Here is a 559-nt window from a genome sequence, read left to right as displayed (position 1 = left end):
CACCACCGCCGAACTCGCCCCCGCCCGTGGCCCGGTGGACGAGGCGCTGGTCAAGTTGGCGAGCGGCTGGGCACCGCGCGAGTTCGAGGTGGAGGGCGACGAGGGCGTCATCCAGGTGCGAGCCATCCCGCTCAAGCCCAAGGGCTCCCACATCGGCTCGCTCGTGCTGCTGCGCGACGTCACCGAACTGCGGCGCAGGGAGCGGGAGCTGATCACCAAGGACGCCACGATCCGCGAGATCCACCACCGGGTGAAGAACAACCTGCAGACCGTGGCCGCCCTGCTGCGCCTCCAGGCCCGGCGGATGGATTCGGAACAGGGGCGCGAGGCGCTCAACGAGGCCGTGCGCAGGGTGGGTTCGATCGCGATCGTGCACGAGACGCTGTCGCAGCACCTGGACGAGCGCGTCGAGTTCGACGAGATCGCCGACCGGGTGCTGGCGATGGTCGCGGAGATCGCGCCCGGTACCGTCGCCGGCCGGCGCACCGGACGGTTCGGCATCCTCGACGCCGAGGTCGCCACGCCCCTCGCGATGGTCCTCACCGAGGTGCTGCAGAAC

The 559-nt window shown here is 70.8% G+C and carries 1 protein-coding gene; it reads left to right on the top strand.

The genetic code is table 11. The features are described from left to right. Positions 1–559, top strand: a 559-nt coding sequence (locus KUM32_RS40410) for a sensor histidine kinase (RefSeq protein ID WP_217146677.1), incomplete at both ends; no start/stop codon positions are given.

This window comes from Streptomyces sp. AC627_RSS907 (genome assembly GCF_019049165.1).
This window is presented reverse-complemented; position numbering and strand designations above follow the sequence as displayed.